This window comes from Variovorax sp. ISS6, assembly GCF_056523145.1.
Map to the genome: position 1 here is coordinate 49678 of NZ_JAWRZC010000002.1, position 15859 is coordinate 65536.

The 15859-nt window shown below is 69.9% G+C and carries 12 protein-coding genes; 7 read left to right on the forward strand and 5 right to left on the reverse strand.

The window, feature by feature from the left end:
• Window positions 1-12: 12 nt before the first annotated feature.
• Window positions 13-3612: an ABC transporter ATP-binding protein/permease gene (locus tag AC1HIL_RS32260; protein ID WP_479669218.1), complete on the reverse strand. Its 3600-nt coding sequence runs from the start codon at window positions 3610-3612 to the stop codon at window positions 13-15.
• A 123-nt stretch (window positions 3613-3735) separates the two neighbouring features.
• On the opposite strand from AC1HIL_RS32260, the gene AC1HIL_RS32265 reads away from it, so the two are divergent.
• Window positions 3736-4659, forward strand: a complete 924-nt coding sequence (locus AC1HIL_RS32265) for a LysR substrate-binding domain-containing protein (RefSeq protein WP_479669217.1) — start codon at window positions 3736-3738, stop codon at window positions 4657-4659.
• 14 nt (window positions 4660-4673) lie between these two features.
• On the opposite strand, the gene AC1HIL_RS32270 is transcribed toward AC1HIL_RS32265, so the two are convergent.
• Both AC1HIL_RS32270 and AC1HIL_RS32275 read right to left on the reverse strand, forming a co-directional pair.
• Window positions 4674-6068 carry a glycosyl hydrolase family 28-related protein gene (locus tag AC1HIL_RS32270; RefSeq protein WP_479669216.1) on the reverse strand — a complete coding sequence of 465 codons (1395 nt, stop codon included), beginning with the start codon at window positions 6066-6068 and terminating at the stop codon, window positions 4674-4676.
• A gap of 140 nt (window positions 6069-6208) precedes the next feature.
• Window positions 6209-6835 carry a TetR/AcrR family transcriptional regulator gene (locus AC1HIL_RS32275; protein WP_479669215.1) on the reverse strand — a complete coding sequence of 209 codons (627 nt, stop codon included), beginning with the start codon at window positions 6833-6835 and terminating at the stop codon, window positions 6209-6211.
• 294 nt (window positions 6836-7129) lie between these two features.
• On the opposite strand from AC1HIL_RS32275, the gene AC1HIL_RS32280 reads away from it, so the two are divergent.
• Together AC1HIL_RS32280 and AC1HIL_RS32285 are read left to right on the forward strand one after the other, a co-directional pair.
• On the forward strand, window positions 7130-8101 hold the full coding sequence (locus AC1HIL_RS32280; protein WP_479669214.1) for a quinone oxidoreductase family protein: 972 nt from the start codon (window positions 7130-7132) through the stop codon (window positions 8099-8101).
• A 43-nt stretch (window positions 8102-8144) separates the two neighbouring features.
• A complete protein-coding gene (locus AC1HIL_RS32285) occupies window positions 8145-8747 on the forward strand; it encodes an NADPH-dependent F420 reductase (protein ID WP_479669213.1) in 603 nt (200 codons plus the stop codon).
• A gap of 13 nt (window positions 8748-8760) precedes the next feature.
• Here AC1HIL_RS32285 and AC1HIL_RS32290 read toward each other — a convergent pair whose 3' ends face one another.
• Entirely contained in the window at window positions 8761-10230 is a 1470-nt protein-coding gene (locus AC1HIL_RS32290) for an aminotransferase-like domain-containing protein (RefSeq protein ID WP_479669212.1), read from the reverse strand.
• A gap of 193 nt (window positions 10231-10423) precedes the next feature.
• Here AC1HIL_RS32290 and AC1HIL_RS32295 point away from each other — a divergent pair, with 193 nt between their 5' ends.
• Entirely contained in the window at window positions 10424-11599 is a 1176-nt protein-coding gene (locus tag AC1HIL_RS32295) for a pyridoxal phosphate-dependent aminotransferase (RefSeq protein ID WP_479669211.1), read from the forward strand.
• A gap of 44 nt (window positions 11600-11643) precedes the next feature.
• On the forward strand, window positions 11644-12525 hold the full coding sequence (locus tag AC1HIL_RS32300) for a PhzF family phenazine biosynthesis protein (protein WP_479669210.1): 882 nt from the start codon (window positions 11644-11646) through the stop codon (window positions 12523-12525).
• An 11-nt stretch (window positions 12526-12536) separates the two neighbouring features.
• On the opposite strand, the gene AC1HIL_RS32305 is transcribed toward AC1HIL_RS32300, so the two are convergent.
• Complete coding sequence (locus AC1HIL_RS32305; RefSeq protein WP_479669209.1) at window positions 12537-13229, reverse strand: glutathione S-transferase family protein; 693 nt, start codon at window positions 13227-13229, stop codon at window positions 12537-12539.
• A 185-nt stretch (window positions 13230-13414) separates the two neighbouring features.
• On the opposite strand from AC1HIL_RS32305, the gene AC1HIL_RS32310 reads away from it, so the two are divergent.
• Window positions 13415-14236, forward strand: a complete 822-nt coding sequence (locus tag AC1HIL_RS32310) for an SDR family oxidoreductase (RefSeq protein ID WP_413765392.1) — start codon at window positions 13415-13417, stop codon at window positions 14234-14236.
• Window positions 14237-14271: 35 nt separating this feature from the next.
• Window positions 14272-15855: a class I adenylate-forming enzyme family protein gene (locus AC1HIL_RS32315; RefSeq protein ID WP_479669207.1), complete on the forward strand. Its 1584-nt coding sequence runs from the start codon at window positions 14272-14274 to the stop codon at window positions 15853-15855.
• Window positions 15856-15859 lie beyond the last annotated feature (4 nt).

Below are 15859 nucleotides of genomic sequence, written 5' to 3' on the forward strand. Positions count from 1 at the left end.
GACCGCGCACCCTCATGCCCGCGCCCGTTGCGATGGTTCGGCACTCGCGCCCTGGTGGCTCGCCAGCTTCGCATACACCCCCTGCCGGCGCAGCAGCTCGTCGTGCGTGCCGGCCTCCGCCAGCGTGCCGTGCTCCAGCACCAGGATCAGGTCGGCGTCGCGGATGGTCGACAGCCGGTGCGCGATCACGAGCGTGGTCCGGTGCCGCATCAGCGCATCGAGCGCGCCGCGCACCTGCAGCTCCGACAGCGTGTCCAGGTGCGAGGTGGCCTCGTCGAGGATCAGCACCGGCGCGTTCTTGAGGAAGGCGCGCGCGATCGAGATGCGCTGGCGCTGGCCGCCCGACAACTGCATCCCGCGTTCGCCGACGCGCGTGGCCAGGCCCTCGGGCAGCGTGCGCACGAAGTCCGTCAGCGCGGCGCGGTCGAGCGCGAGCGCCAGTTCCTCGCCGCTGGCATCGGGGCGCGCGAGGCGGATGTTGGCCTCGAGCGTGTCGTTGAACAGGTAGGTGTCCTGCGACACCAGCGCGACGCGTTCGCGCAGGCCGTCGAGCCGCAGCTCGCGCACGTCCACGCCGTCGAGCTTCACGCGGCCCTGGCGCGGATCCCAGAAGCGCAGCAGCAGGCTGGCCACGGTGCTCTTGCCGGCGCCCGAGGCGCCGACCACGGCCACGGTGGCGCCGGCCGGCACCTCGAAGCCGAGCTCGTGCAGGGTGTCCTGCGCCTTGCCCGGATAGGCGAAGCAGACGCGCTCGAAGGCCAGCGACAGGCCGCGGCCCGCGGCCGGCGGCGGCAGCGGGCCGTCGACCACGGGCTCGGGCTCGTTCTCGACCACGTGCAGGCGGCGCGTGGCCGCGATGGTGTCGGCCAGCTGGCGGCTGACCTGCGAGATCTCCGACACCGGCAGGAAGGTGGCGAGCGCGATCAGCACCAGCAGCGGCAACATGCCGGCCGGCAAGGCACCGCTCGCGACCTGCAGCGCGCCGACCACGGCCACGGCCAGGCCGCCCAGGCCCATCGCGATCTCGAACCAGGCGGTCTGGCGCGACAGGTCGTTCAGGATGTCCAGGCGCCGCGCGCGGCTGCGGTCCGCCACCTCGAGGAACTGCGCGCGGCGGCGGCCCGTGGCCTGGAAGGCGGTCAGGTCGGCCAGGCCCTGGATGGTCTCGGCGGTATGGGCGCTCATCTCGCCCAGCGCATGGCGGGCGCGGTCGCCGAGCGCATCGACCTGGCGGCGGCCCCGGATCGGCGACACCAGCGCATAGGCGAGGAACGGCAGCAGCGCCAGCGCCACGGGCCAGCTGTAGAGCGCGAGGAAACCCAGCACCGACAGCGGCACCAGCACCGAGACGATGGCCGGCGCGATGGTGTGGGCGTAGAAGTACTCGACCATCTCCACGTCGTGCGTGGCCAGCGCGACCAGGTCGCCCGAACGGCGCTGCAGCAGGTAGGCCGGCGCCAGTCGCTCGAGCTTGTCGTAGAGCTTCACGCGCATGTCGGCCAGCAACTGGTAGGCCATGGCATGGGCCAGCCACGACTCGAGCCAGTGGAACAGCGCGGCCAGCGGCGCCGCGACCAGCAGGCCGACGATCAGCGCCGAGGTGTCGCGGCCGTCGCGGATCGCGGCCACCACCAGTGCGCTGAGCACGCCGACGCCGATGAAGGCCGCGACACGCGCCACGCCCAACACGATGGTGGCGATCAGCGTGCCGCGCCAGGGCCGCACCACCGACAGCAGCGTGGCGAGCGTGGCCTTCCAGCCGACCTGCTCGGCGTCGGCATCGAGCGGGCGTAGCGCGTGGCCGCGATCGCCCTCCTCTTCCGCGGCAATGCGTCGCACCGATGCGGCCTGCGCTTCGACGGGTGCGGGCGCCGCGCCGGCCAGGCCCACGGCCTGCTCGTGCATCAGGCGGTGGTAGAGGCCCTGCCGCTGCATCAGCACCGCATGGCGGCCCTCCTCGACCACGCGCCCCTGATCGAGCACCAGGCAGCGGTCGGCGCCGATGATGCTGGCCAGCCGGTGCGCGAGGATCAGCGTGGTGCGCCCGACCATCAGGCGGTCCAGCGCCTGCTGGATCAGCGCCTCGTTCTCGGTGTCGACCGAGGACAGCGCCTCGTCGAGGATCAGGATCGGCGCGTCGCGCAGCAGGGCACGCGCGATCGCCACGCGCTGGCGCTGGCCGCCCGAGAGCTGCAGGCCGCGCTCGCCGACCTGGGTGGCGTAGCCCTGCGGCAGCGCCATGATGAAGTCGTCGATGTTGGCGGCCCGCGCCGCGGCGCGCACCTGCTCGTGGGTGGCATCGGGCCGGCCCAGGCGCAGGTTGTCGTCGAGCGTGCCGTGGAACAGCGTGATGTCCTGGCTCACCAGCGCCATGTGGCCCAGCAGGGTTTGCGTGGCCAGGCCGTTGACGTCGTGGCCGCCCACGCGCACCGTGCCCGACTGCGGCACGAACTCGCGCAGCAGCAGCCGCACGATGGTGGACTTGCCGGCCCCGCTCGGGCCCACGATGCCCACGCGCTCGCCGGCCGCGATGCGGAACGACAGGCCCTGGTGGGCCGCGCGCTGCGGCGAATAGGAGAAGGCCACGGCGTCGAATTCGATGGTGGGCGCGAGATACGCGGGCCCGGCGGCGTTCGACCGTGTTTCAGGCGAAGCGGTCGGCGCTTTTGCATCCATCAGCGCATGGATGCTCGCCGCGGCCGATTGCCCCAGCATGCCCCGGTGCAGCACGGAGCGCAGCTCGCGCAGCGGACGGAAGATCTCGGTGCCGGCCATCAGCACGATCAGCAGGGCTTCCACGCTCATGTCGCCGGCCGTCACGCGCCAGGCGCCCACCGTGAGCGCCAGCGCCGCGCCCAGCGCGACGCCGAGGTCGCTGATGCCGCGCGTCAGCAGGCTCACCGACAGCACCCAGAAGGTGTTGTCCGAGAGCTTGCGCGCGCGGGCCGCCAGCCGCTCGCCCCAGGCCTTGCCCTGGCCGTAGGCCTTCAGCGTGGGCAAGCCCTGCATCGCATCGAGGAACTCCTCGCCGAATTCGTTGAGCGAGCGCGTGCGCGCCAGGCTCGCGCGGCTGTCGAGCATGTGGACGGCCATGGGACCGAACAGCGCGAACAGTGCCGCGGCCAGGAAGACGAGCGCGGTCGGCAGGTCCCAGAAGGCGATGACCGCGAAGATGGCGAACGGCGCCGCGGCCGCGATCACGACCTGCGGCAGGTACTGGCCGAAGAAGGTCTGCAGCTGCTCCACGCCATCGACCACCGTCAACATCACGCCGCCGGTGCGCTGGTTGGCGAACCAGGCCGGGCCCAGTGCCACGATGCGGTCGTAGAGCCGCGCGCGCAGCGCCTGCTGCACCTCGGCCGAGGCGCGGTTGGCCTGCACCGTGCGCAGATGGTCGAACAGCGCGCGCAGCAGCACCATCGCGCCCACGCAGGCGGCCGGTGCGATCCAGTCGCCGTAGGGCGCGCCGTCGAACACGCGTGCCAGCAACTGGCCGAGGAACACGTAGCGCGCGATGCCGGCCGCCAGCGCCAGCAGGCCGAGCAGGATGCCGCCCGCCATCTGCAGGCGCAGGCCCGCTGTCAATTGCCAAAGCCGAATATCGAAATACATGGTGGTGCGATCAGTTCTTCCTGTCGGGCCGTCATCGTCATGCATCGCGCGGGGCGGCGAAAGCGATGGTTTTTCAATCCTGGGTTGAGATAGATTGCACCCTTTGCCGCTCCACCCCGCCCCATGCCACCACTGGCTGCCTTGCGCGCCTTCGAAGCCGTCGCCCGCCTGGGCAGCCTGAGCCGTGCCGCCTCCGAACTCCATGTCACGAAGAGCGCCATCAGCCACCAGCTGCGCGCGCTCGAGGAAGACCTCGGCGTGACCCTGCTGCATCGTGGCGGCACGGTGCGTCGCGCGCGGACCACCGAGGCCGGCGCCGCGCTGCTGGTGTCGGTGCAACAGGCCTTGACCCTGCTCGAAACGGCATGCCGCAACACCCGCGCCGGTGCCCATGGCACGCGGCGCAACAGCCTCAACATCTCGGCCAACCCGTCGCTGGCGGCGCTGTGGCTGGCGCCACGGATCGGGCGCTTCATCGAGCTGCATCCCGACATCGACATCCAGCTGTTCCTGCACGCCAGCCAGGATCCCGCCTGGGACGCGCAGGACATCGATCTCGCGTTCCTGCACGTGCGCGCGCTGGGCCCGCACCTCGCGGCGCCCGGCGACATCCCGCTGATGACCGAGACCGTGGTGCCGGTGTGCAGCCCCGCGCTGGTCGAGCCCGGCGAGCGCGACGACCCGCGCGTGTTCGCGCGCCACCGCTGGCTCGAGGAGAAGCATATCGACAGCCCCGAGACCGACTGGCGCACCTGGCGTCCCCGATTGGGCCTGCCCGAGAGCGCGAGCCAGGAACCGCTGGTGCTCAGCGGCCTGAGCACCGTGGTCGCGGCCGCCGCGGCGGGCGTGGGCATCGCGCTGGGGCGTGCGCCGCTGGTCGACGAGGAACTGGCGCGCGGCCGGCTGGTGGCGCTGACGCCGGGCCTGCGCATGCCCGGCTCGTGGGGCTATGTGATGCGCACGCAGCCCCGTCGGTCGATGGGGGCCTCGCTGCCGACGCTGGTGGAATTCCTGGTCGAGGAAGGGCGCCGCGCGCCTGCGTGGTGAGGCCCTTTGCGCGCTCAGAAGCCCTGGGACACGTAGTTCACTTCGAAGCGGTTGTAGGTGTTGTCCGTTACCACCGGAAATACGCCGGAACCATCCGCCCTGGAGATTCGCAGCCGAACCGTTTCGCCGGCACGCAGGCTGACCAGCGCCTCATTCGAAACGCTGTTGTCGCGGGCGTCGATCACCGCATAGATGAACCCCACGGTCTCGGAGGGCGTGACGATGTTGATCAGCCACTTGTCTCTGGGCGTGACTCCCGCCGTGTGGGCAAGGGTCCACTTCACCCGATAGTTGCCGGGCTTGGGTGCGGTGAATGCGGTGGAGGAGAAGCTGTTCTGCAGATCCTGGACCTCCGAAGGAAAGGACACGTCGGCCGGTCCCACCCCGTACACACCTGAGTTGGCACGTGCGATGACGCACGGAAACTTGCTGTCGAAAGTCCCGTACCAGAGCGATGCACCGACGCCATAGCTCGGCAAAGGCGCGGCGTTGGGCGTGTCGTACAGCAAGATGTAGTTGTCCTTGGACGCGGACGCTACGCCAGGCCCCGTCCCATTTGCCACCACGCCTCCCTCGCCAGGTGAGCAATCGATCATCAGGTTCGATCGAGCCTCCTGGTTGAACACGCCGCCGTTGAATGCAATGCCCACGCCCATGGCACCCGGTTGGCGATAGAGGCGGATGTGCTCGAACACGTTGTTGTCGCAGTTGTACAGCTGGATCGCCGTGCCATGCTCGTAGTTGCCATCCACCATGCCGATGCGGTTGAAGCACGAGTTCGCATTCGAGATGCCGGTCAATTGCAGGAGCGCCGCATTGCCGGCAGCGCTGCCGCGAACCTCGATGTAGTTCTGCATGCTGTCCGCGGTTTCCGTGATGCTGGACGAGCAGCCGAGCGAAAACAGCGACTGGAGAAAGCTTTGGCCGGTCACGATGTAGCGGCCACCGAAACTCGAATAGACCTCCAGGCAACGCTGGACCCCCGCGCCTCCGTTCAAGTAGATCCCGTCCAGAGCGCAGCCCGACAACCATTGGGAGCCTGCCGGCGTGAAGCGGACCATCACGCCACTGGCCGCGCCAGCCCAGATGAGCTCCGTCGCGGCGACCGGACTCGTTCCTGTGTAGTGGAAGTCGCCTCGACCAGCGCCGATGAGGCGAATGTCGCTGAAACCAACCGTCAGCTGTGCGCTGATCTTGTAGCGGCCTGGCGGAAAGTAAAGTTCGCCGCCTCTCACGGTGCCCAGGTAGTTGATGGCGGCCTGAATCTTTGCAGTGTCATCGGTGCTGCCATCGCCGATGGCTCCGAAATCCTTGACGCTGACTTTCTCGGCAAATTTGGCTTCGCCGGTGCGCACGACCGCACCCGTGAAAGGTGCCGTGTAGGCGATGTCATATGCGGGGGTACTCATAGCTGTTCACCTCTGTTGAGACTGCCTCGAGGGCGACATTCGCGTGACCCATTCATCGCGAATGCTGTATGTTTGTACAGTATTAACAGGGGTGGCTTCAACCCTTTAACTGGCACGCCCGCAGATCACGCCGACAGGCGTCAAGAGGTCTCGTTCTGCACCAGGAACCGCACGACCCTTTGCATGACCTTCCCGACCTCCTCCTTGTCCATCTTCGGATTCCCGACGGCCCGGAACACCAGCCCGTCGGACATGGCGACGATCACGTCGATCGTCGCTTGCAGTTCCGCCGGAGAGAGGCCGCGCGACGACGGGATCGCCTTGACGACGCCTTCGATCTTTTCGTAGATCGCCCGATCGGCGCGCTGGAAGAACTTCGCCACGCTCCTGTTCCGGGCGGACTCGGCCAGGATCTCGAGCTCGAGGGGCACGTGCCGGGGATCGGTGCGCGTGCGCACCGCATGGCTCATCTCCTCGACCAGCGCATCGGCGGGGCCCGCGACCCGGCTGCGCTCCTCGATATGGGACAGGTGCTCGAAGGCACGTCCCAGGTTCTGCTGGATCAACGCATGAATGATGGCTTCCTTGTTCTGGAAGTAGTGATAGATGTGGCCCGGGCTCATGCCGGCGGCTTCGGAGATCTTCTGGATGCTCGTGCCGTGGAAGCCGTTTTTGCTGAAGCAGACCGCGGCGGCTTCCAGGACCTGGGCGCGGCGGTTCTGGCCGGCTTCGGCTTCATTGGGGTGGATGACTTTTTTTCCTGCCATTTGAACGATCCCGGGAGACCCGGCTGCGATGGTCGATGCCGCTTCGCCAGGCCTGCGGGCCGGCGCTTCTCGCGGGCATCTTAGACGGCGAGGTGCTGCCGCGAAGCCGTCGCAAGCCCGGCCATCCTTGTGCGAACGAAGCCGCGAGAAACCCTGGCGAAGGTAGTGCCACGGCAAGGCCGCTTCGGCATCTTTAGAATGATCATTCTAAGATCCGCTTCTGCTGTCTTCGTGCGCTCTCCCGATCACCGGAATGGACGCACACACCGGGCAATGCCACAGGGAGAAAAAAGAGTGAACCAAGTCATCGTCGTTCGCGCGGCCGGGGGGCCCGAGGTCCTCGAGTTCGGGCAGGTACCCACGGCCGAACCTGGCCCCTCGCAGGTGCGCGTGAGGCAGACCGCGATCGGCGTCAATTTCAGCGACACCCTTCGGCGCGCGGGCGTTCTTCCCGCGCCGATGCCGTTCGTGCCCGGCACCGAGGGCGTCGGCGTGGTCGTCGCGGTCGGCGCGGAAGTCACGGACATCGCGCCGGGCGACCGCGTCGCCTACCGCAGCGCCAGCGGAACCTATGCGCAGGAGTGCCTGGTGCAGGCGGACCATGTCATCGCCGTGCCCGACGACATCGACGATCGGCAGGTCGCCGCCATCCTGTCCAAGGGCTTGTCCGCCTGGTGCCTGCTGTTCAAGGCGCGGCCGATCGCGGCAGGCGACACGATCCTCTATCACGGCGCCACGGGCGGCGTGGGGCATATCGCATGCCGATGGGCCAGGTCGCTCGGCGCGCGCGTGATCGGCACGGTCGGTTCGGCCGGCAAGATGGCCGTGGCCCGCGCCAACGGTTGCGACGAGGTCATCGACTACAGCGAGGAGGATTTCGTGGCCCGGGTGCTAGAATTGACGGCGGGCCAGGGCGTCGATGTCGTGTACGACGGCGTCGGCCGGAAGACATTCCTGCCGTCGCTCGATTGCCTGCGGCCGCTTGGATCGATGGTGAGCTTCGGTTTCAGTTCGGGCCCGACGCCGCCCGTCGATGCCAGCCTCCTGATGGCCAAGGGTTCGCTGTTCCTCACGGGGCTGTCGTCCTCCCACTATCTGATGACCCGCGAAGCCTTGCTGGCGGGCGCCGACTCGCTGTTCGACGCGTTCAGGTCGGGCCGCATCACCGCCGCCATCGATCGCAGCTACCCGCTGAAGGACGCCGCCGCGGCCCACCGCGCGATCGCGGCGCGCGAAGTCATGGGCTCGGTCGTTCTCATTCCTTGACGCGCGGACAGTTTCAATCACGACAGTGAAAGGACACGGACCCATGGCGATCGGCATCATTGGAGCGGGCAGGATCGGAAAGGCGCTCGCGGCGCAGTTCACGCGGGCCGGCTACGAGGTCGTCCTCGCCAACAGCCGGGGGCCGGATTCGCTGGCCGACTTCGTCGAGCAGCTCGGCCCCAAGGCACGCGCGGGCACGGCAGCCGAGGCCGCCGCCGAACCGGCGGTGGTCCTGGCACTCCGATGGAGCCATCTTCCCGAGGCCCTGCCGACCCTGGGATCGCTGGCCGGAAAAATCGTCATCGACACCAGCAACCCGTACCTGGAGAGGAACGGCCAGCTCGTCGTCGCCGACCTTCGTGGCCGCAGCTCGAGCGAGATCGTGGCCGATCTCGTTCCGGGCGCCAAGCTGGTCAAGGCCTTCAACACGCTGCCGGCGGCACTGCTCGCGGAAGACCCGCAGCAGCAGGGCGGGCGACGCGTGATCTTCGTGTCGGGCGATCACGTGGACGCGAATGCGCAGGTGGCGTCGATGATCGCCACCGTGGGTTGGGTGTCGATCGAGCTCGGGGGCTTGTCGACCGGCGGCAGGCTGCAGCAAGGGCGCGGTCCGTTCTCCGGCCTCGATCTGCTGCGTCGAGGCTGAGGGCCGCCGACCTTCAGATGTGTTGTCGGCGAGCCAGTGTCCCCAGCCGCCGAACCCCCTCCTCGATCCGCTCGCTCCAGCTCCAGCCGGCGCTCAGTCGCAGGCAGTTGCGAAAGCGCCGGCTCGCCGAGAAGACATCCCCCGGCGCGAAGCAGATGCCGAGCTCGAGCGCCGCGTCGAACAGCGCGCGCGAGTCGAAGCCGCGCGGCAGTTCGACCCACAGAGCGAAGCCCCCGGCGGGCCGGCTGACGCGGGTCTCGGCCGGAAAGCTGGCCTCGATGGCGCGGGTCAGGTGCCGCAGGTTTTCTTCGAGCAGGCGGCGCAGCCGGCGCATGTGCGCGTCGTAGGCGCCGCTGGCCAGAAAGTCCGCGAGCGCGACCTGCGGCAGCACCGGGCTGCAGAGACTGAAGGCCAGCTTGCGGTCGACCACCTGCTGCGCGTATTTGCCTGGCGCGATCCAGCCCACGCGATAGCCGGGCGCGAGGCTCTTCGAGAACGAGCTGCAGTAGAGCGTGTTCGCGCCGCCGTCGAGCGCGATGAAGGGCGTGGGCCGCTCGCGCGCGAAGTGGATGTCGCCGTAGACATCGTCCTCGATCAGCGGCACGCCGTGCCGCGCGAGCAAGGCCAGCAGCTCGCGCTTGCGTGCATCGGGCATCGACACGCCCAGCGGATTGCTGAAGCTCGACGACAGCAGGCAGGCCGCCACCGGGCCGGCATCGAGCAGCCGAGCGAAGGCCTCGATGTGGATGCCCTCGACGGGATCGGTGGGCAGCTCCAGCACCTTGAGTCCGAGCACCTCGAGCGTGTGGAGAAAGCCGAAGTAGGTGGGCGACTCCACCGCGATGGTGTCGCCGGGCCTGGCGACGGCGCTCAGCGCGAGCGTGAAGGCTTCGGTGCAGCCGTTGGTGATGACCACGTCGTCGGGCGAGAGCGCATGCCCGATGCGCATTGCGCGCCGCGAGATCTCGCGGCGCAGCCGCGGGTCGCCGCGCGGCGTGCCGTAGACGTTGTGGCGATCGCCATGCTGGCGCGCGGCACGCGCGAGCGCGAGGTCGAGCCGGTGGGAACGCAGCAGGGCCGCGTCGGGCACCGCGCAGCCCAGCGGCACGAGCGCCGGGTTGGAGGCGTGCTCGAGCAGGGCCGCGACGGCGCCGCTGATCGACACGGTCGAGGCCTTCGAACGCAGGCGCGAGGCCGAGGGCAGCGCCAGCGTTCCGCCCTGCGTGGCGGCGACGTAGAAGCCCGACTGCGGCCGCGCGACCAGCACGCCGCGGTCTTCGAGCAGGCGGTAGGCCTGCAGCACCGTCGAGATGCTGATGCCGTGCTGCTCGCTGACGGCGCGCACCGACGGCAGGCGCTCGCCGGGCGCGAGCGTGCCGTTGTCGATCGTGTCGACGATGAGTTCCGCGAGCTGCTCGTAGCGATGGGGTGCGGGCACGCTGCCGGCCGCTTGCCTGTTGCGCCGAAGGGTGCCTGTGTTCATGGGGGGCTCGTGCATGACGAGGCTCGATTGTGGGTGAAGCGGCTTCCGAAGGCACGCGAACTGTACTGGTCCGAATTCACGGAAATTGTGGCTGTTCCGATGGCCCGGCGATCACTAGCATGGCCCGTATTCCCTGCTGCCCGACACGCCCCGGGCTCTGAATGACCCTCCCACCCGGGCGACCTGGAAACGAATGACAGTGCTTGAACACGAAGCCCCCGCGGCGGCGCAGCCGGCGTGGCGCGGCCGCTTTCCCTGCAACGAGATCATTTCCCTGCTCGACGTGAACCGGCCGTTCAACCTGGCCGAGAGCACCTCGCAGGACCTGACGGTCGGCGACGTGCTCGACATGGCCGGCCTCGAGACCCTGCGCGGCCTGAAGCTGGGCTACGGCCGCTCCGCCGGCTCGGTCGAACTGCGCGAGGAGATCGCCAAGGCCTGCGGCGTGCCCGCCGAGCAGATCGTCACCACCCAGGGCACGGCGCTCGGGCTGTTCCTGCTGGCCTTCGAGGTCTGCCGGCCCGGCGACGAAGCGGTGCTCGTGACGCCCTGCTTTCCGCCGAGCCGCGACTGCCTGCGCGGCGCGGGCGTCACCGTGCGCGAGGTCGGGCTGCGCTTCGAGAACGACTACCGGCTCGACCTGGACGCGATCGCTGCCAGCCTGTCGCCGAAGACGAGGCTGGTGAGCCTCGCCTCGCCGCAGAACCCCAGCGGGGTGCGCACGCCGCGCGCCGCCATCGAGCAACTGCTCGCGCTGCTGCAGCGCCAGGCGCCGCAGGCCATCCTGTTCGTCGACGAGACCTACCGCGAGGCCGGCTACGGCGACGAGGCCGTGCCGGAAAGCCTGGCCGCGCTGCATCCGCGCATCGTCACGGGTGCCTCGGTGTCGAAGGCGCTGGGCGCGCCGGGCCTGCGCACCGGCTGGCTCACGGTGCCCGATGCGGACCTGCGCGCGCGGCTGGTCGTGGCCAGGATGAACACCGTGATCTCGGGCTCGGTGCTCGACGAGGCGCTGGCCACCGCGCTGCTGCGCCATCGCGAGCCCGTGCTCGCGCCGCGCCGCCGGCTGCTCGCCGAAGGCCTCGCGGCACTGGCGGCCTGGTGCGATGCCGAGCGCGAGCGCATCGAATGGATCCGCCCGGACGGCGGCGCGCTGTGCTGCCTGCGCCTGCGCGCCGATCGCTTCGACGACGCGGCCGTCTCGCGCTTCTGGGACCTGCTGCCGCGGCACGAACTGCAGCTGGCCTCGGGCGCCTGGTTCGGCGAGAGCGAGCGCGTCTTTCGCCTGGGCTTCGGCTACCTGCCGCCGGACCGCCTGGCGCCCGCGCTGTCCGCCCTTTCGACGGTGCTGGACGCCGCCGCGAAGTGAATGCACGACACTGCCTGACGCACCGACATCCCCTGGAGCCCCGCATGAAACAACCCCATCGCTACACCGTGGTCGACGTCTTCACCGCCCGACCGCTGGCCGGCAATCCGGTGGCCGTGGTGTTCGACGCCGACGGCCTGGACACCGAGGCCATGCAGGCCATCGCGCGCTGGACCAATCTCTCGGAAACCACCTTCGTGCTGCCGCCCACCGTGCCCGAGGCCGACTATCGCCTGCGCATCTTCACGCCGCGCAACGAGCTGCCCTTCGCCGGCCATCCGACCCTGGGCAGCGCGCATGCCTTCCTCGAAGCCAAACGCGGCACGCTGCGCGACGGCGGCCGGCTGGTGCAGCAGTGCGGCGTGGGCCTCGTCGACGTGACGGTGGAGGACGGCCCCGAGGGCCGCGAACTGGCCTTCGCCCTGCCCTCCGCGCAACTGGCGCCGCTGGCGGCCGACGACCTCGCGGAGCTCGGACGCATCCTGGGCCGCCAGCCGAATCCCGAGGCCGCGCCGGCCATCGTGGACGTGGGCCCGCGCTGGGTCGTGCTGCCGCTGGCCGACGCGGCCACGGTGATCGACCTGCAGCCCGACTTCGCGCGGCTCGCGGCCTTCGAGCGCCGCCTCGGCGTCACCGGCCTCATCGTGTACGGCCGCTATGCGCAAGGCGAGGTGGCGATGGAGGTCCGGGCCTTCGCACCCTCGAGCGGGGTCGAGGAAGACCCCGTCTGCGGCAGCGGCAATGCCAGCGCGGCGGCCTTCCAGTGGGAACGCGGCCTGCTGCCGTCCGACGGCACCGCCTACGTGGCCGCGCAGGGGCGCTGCGTGGGACGCGATGGGCGCGTGAAGGTGCGCGTCGATGCCCACGGCAAGGTGCGCGTGGGCGGTGCCTGCGTGAGCTGCGTGGAGGGCACGCTCTCGCTGTAGCGGCCCGCGCTTCAGCCGTGCGCCGGTGGCCGCCTGCCGGTGCCCACGCCGGCGGTCGGCACCAATGGCAGCCCCAGCCGCGCGGCCGCCTCTTCCTGCACCGCCATCGCGCGCTCGAAGCCCGCGCGCGCACTCAGCCGCGACCAGTACGCGCCCACCGCCGGGCCGAAGCGCTCGTGCAGCCCCAGCACGCGCGCCAGCATCAGCGCATAGCCGAGCGAGATGTCGGCGGCCGTGAAGCGGCCGGCGCAGGCGAAGTCCTGCGTCTCCAGCAGCTGCTCGATCGTCCGCAGGCGGCCGTGGAAGAACTGCGCGTAGTCCTGCGCGGCCTGGGGCAGTCGGCGCTCCTGCGGCTCGAGCGTTCCGTAGCGCAGCACCAGGGCCTGCGGAAAGGTCAGCGAGGCCTCGCCGAAGTGCAGCCAGTTGAGGTACTGCGCATAGCCGGCCTCGTCGCGCTCCACGTTCAGCGGCGTCGGCGCATGCAGGCTGGCGAGGTACTGGCAGATCGCGACCGACTCGTTCATGCGGATCTCGCCATCGACCAGCAGCGGCACCGTGCCCTGCGGATGGATCGCTAGGTAGTCGCGCTGCAGCACGCGCGGCGGAAACGGCAGCATCTCCAGCCGGTATGGCGTGCCGAGTTCCTCGAGCATCCAGAGAACGCGGAACGAACGGGCATTCGCGCAGTGGTAGAGCGTGATCATCGGGTGCGGGGCTCGACGCCGGAAGTGGGCCCGCCGATCGTCGCTCGCAGCGTGCCGGCGCGCCTTGCGTCGATTGGCTGAGTTGCCGCGCGGCGCCATGCCAGCCAGTCTGCGCAAGCGCCGCCCCGCCCGGCGCGCATAGCCTGCGCATCCCGCGATCGAGCGATCGCGATTCCGGAGCGTTCATGCCTTCCCTCAGATCCAAGACCCTCTTCGTCACCGGCGCGAGCCGCGGCATCGGCAAGGCCATCGCTTTGCGGGCCGCGCGCGACGGCGCCAACATCGTGGTCGCCGCCAAGACGGCGACGGCCGATCCGCGCCTGCCGGGCACCATCCACAGCGCCGCCGAGGAGATCGTCGCGGCCGGCGGCCAGGCGCTCGCGGTGGTGGTCGACGTGCGCGACGAGGCGCAGGTCCGCGCGGCCGTCGATGCCGCCGTGGCGCGCTTCGGCGGCATCGACATCCTGGTCAACAACGCCAGCGCGATCCACCTCGAGACGGTGGAGCGCACGCCGATGAAGCGCTACGACCTGATGTTCGAGATCAATGCGCGCGGCAGCTACCTCTGCGCGCAGGCCTGCCTGCCGCATCTCGAGAAGGCCGCCAATCCGCACATCCTGACCCTGTCGCCGCCGCTGGACCTGAACCCCAAGTGGTTCGCGCGCCATGCGGCCTACACCACCTCGAAATACGCGATGAGCATGCTGAGCCGCGGCCTGGCCGAGGAGCTGCGCGAACGCGGTATCGCGAGCAATTCGTTGTGGCCGCGCACCGTGATCGCCACCAGCGCGCTGCGCATCGCGGCGCCCGAGGTGGCGGGCCAGGCACGCGTGCCGGCCGTCATGGCCGACGCCGCCTGGCACATCCTGACCCGGCCGAGCCGCGAGCTCACGGGCCAGCTGCTGCTCGACGAGCAGGTGCTGCGCGAGGCCGGCGTGACCGACTTCGCGCCCTACCTCGTGACGCCGGGCGTCGAGCCGCTGATCGACTTCTTCGTGGAACCGTGACCTCTTCGCTTCGACACCCTTCAGGAGACCCTCGCATGCAGACCATCGACCCCGAACGCGCGGCCATCGCGCGCGTGTCCCTCGCCGACATCGTGCGCCGCGGCGCCCGCCGCCATCCCGGCAAGACCGCCGTGATCCAGGGCGAGCGCCGCATCAGCTTCGCCGAGCTCGACGCGGGCAGCGAGCGCGTCGGCGAGGCGCTGCGCGACCAGGGATTCACGGGCCACCGCATCGCGACCCTGTGCCTCAACTCGATCGAGCACCTGAGCGCGATCCAGGCCATCCACAAGTCCGGCAATGTCTGGGTGCCGGTCAACGTGCAGCTCGACGCGGCAGCGATCGAGCACGTGCTGAGCCATGCCGAGGTCGGGGGGGCCTTCATCGACGCCGCGCTCTACGCCGTGCCGGCGCTGCGCGCGCTGATCGAGCGCCTGGGCCTGCTGACGGTGGTGATCGGCGGCCCGCAGCCGGCCGCCGCGGGCACCCTGCCCTTCGACGCGCTGGCCTCGCGCGCGCCCACGCAGCCGCTGGGCGCGCCGGGCGGCGACGACGAGCTCGCGCTGATCATGTACACCAGCGGCACCACCGGCAAGCAGAAGGGCGTGATGCATTCGCACCGCTCGGTGCACGGCGCGCTGCTGAGCTGCGCGCAGAGCTTCGAGGCCACCGAGCACGACGTGGTCGGCTCGGTGCTGCCGCTGTTCCATTGCGCGCAGCACACCATCAGCATGGGCGCGCTGCTAACCGGTGCCACGATCTGGCTGGCCAGCGGCTTCGATCCCGCGGCCATGCTGGCGGCGATCGAGCGCGAGCGCATCAGTTGGCTGTCGTGCCTGCCGATGATGTACGACGCGCTGATGAAGCATCCGCGGCGCCCCGCCACTGATCTCTCGTCGCTGCGCCTGTGCATGTACGGCCTGGCGCCGATACCGAAGAACCTGCTCGCGCAGATCCGCAGCGAGATGTGCGCCGATGTGCGCCTGGGCACCGGCCAGACCGAGATGTACCCGCCGACCATGGTCTACCGCGCGAGCGACCATCCCGGCAAGGACGGCAACTGCTGGGGCATGTCGGTGGCGGGCGTCGAGACCGCGGTGATGGACGATGACGGCCGCCTGCTCGGACCGGGCGAGATCGGCGAGATCGTCCATCGCGGTCCCAACGTCTTCCTCGGCTACCTCAAGGACCCCGAGGCGACGGCCGCGGCGCGCCGCTTCGGCTGGCACCACACGGGCGACATCGGCATGTTCGAGGCCGACGGGCAGATGCTGTTCCTCGACCGCAAGAAGGACATGATCAAGTCCGGCGGCGAGAACGTCTCGAGCATCAAGCTCGAGGCGGTGCTGCTGGCCCATCCCGCGGTGGGCGCCGCGGCCGTGGTGGGCCTGCCGCATCCGCACTGGGGCGAGGCGGTCGCGGCCTTCGTGGTGCGGCGCCCCGCCGCCGAGGCCTGCGGCGAGGACGAGCTGCTGGCCTTCTGCCGCGAGCGCCTGGGCCGCTTCGAGGTGCCGAAGTCGATCCGCTTCGTCGACGCGCTGCCGATGACGCCGACGGGCAAGGTGCAGAAGTTCCAGCTGCGCAGCGGGCACCTGGAACTGTTCGCGTCCGGGCAGCGATGAAGGG